Origin of the sequence: Xanthovirga aplysinae (assembly GCF_009711365.1) — a bacterium.
GTDB classification, from domain to species: Bacteria; Bacteroidota; Bacteroidia; order Cytophagales; family Cyclobacteriaceae; genus Xanthovirga; species Xanthovirga aplysinae.
The window spans coordinates 1-1,199 of the sequence record NZ_SMMB01000344.1 but is presented as its reverse complement, the minus strand read 5'-3'; the positions used below and the strand labels follow the sequence as shown (position 1 = coordinate 1,199).

At 35.3% G+C, this 1,199-nt stretch carries 1 tRNA gene; it reads left to right on the top strand.

The features are described 5' to 3' along the window. The first annotated feature begins 138 nt into the window (after positions 1-138). Positions 139-213 (top strand) — tRNA-Pro (locus E1171_RS01070). Positions 214-1,199 lie beyond the last annotated feature (986 nt).

Sequence of the window (1,199 nt, the reverse complement as noted above, 5' to 3'; positions counted from 1 at the left end):
GGTCGCAGGTTCGAATCCTGCCACCCCGACATTATTAAACCGACTTTTTAAATTTTATTGAAGGGTTAGCATTTTTTTACAAGATCAATGAATTTTTGCTCAACGGCATAGCATATTGGTCTCGGAGGAAAAATTGTACGGGGTGTAGCGTAGCCCGGTTATCGCGCCTGCTTTGGGAGCAGGAGGTCGCAGGTTCGAATCCTGCCACCCCGACTTTAGTGGCTTATCTTTGATTTTTTCTTCTGTTCTAGTCAATTCCTAGCTTTCCCGTATTTTTCCATAAATGCCTGAATTTCGAAAATCAGCTTTTCCAATTAAATCATTTTCAAAAAACTGTATCAAAGTGATCATAATGGATTATTAAAAAGGTCCCTTAGTTCTCTACTATCATCAATTTTATAAATGTTGGCTAGAGGAAAGCATTTCTTATCATTACATTTTTATTCTATTAATTTTCCTATCCCTTCATTTTTAAAATTCCATCTGAAGGTTTGCCTTACTAAAGAAATTTTTCCAAAAATTTATAGGAAAGAATTAATGTGTAGATTTTTTGAATGTTGTGAGGTGAACCTTAAAACAAACACATAAATCGCTGAGTTGTCTTTATGTTGATGTAGGGTATGCTTGAAAGTGTTATTAGAAAAAGGCAAAATTTATTCTATAGTTGTAGGGAATTTATTGAAATAGTTATAATTTGATAGGGCGGTTTGTTGATGCTCCATAAGTATAGTAAGTCATAGCATTAATTGGTTCATAACAAATTTCTGTTGACCCTCCATTTCATGTTCCCCACCTGCCTTCCTTGCTTATTCTTAGTCAACTATGATTTAGGCTCAAGTGGCTTGAATTATCAAGAGTCTTGATGTTTCAGTTAACCGCTATTAAACATTCATGATTATAAAAAGGACTGGCATTCATTTTCCCCTTCCATTTCGCTACCTTTCAAAATCTACCGGTCTATGGAATTAGGTTCTACCTCCTTCAGCGTTAGAAAATCTCCCCAATTATGGTATTTTCCCTTTTCCAGAGTCATTCTATTAATGAATGATCTAATATTAATTAATGTAGCTTATAGGCTCCCTATCCTTTTTGGGCTGGAGAGTCTTACCGAAATTAATCACTCTGAGCCCCATATTTCCATTTGGGCAATAATTAACTTTTCCTGGATGGGGTCTGCCCTTTTTACTAATATTTATAAG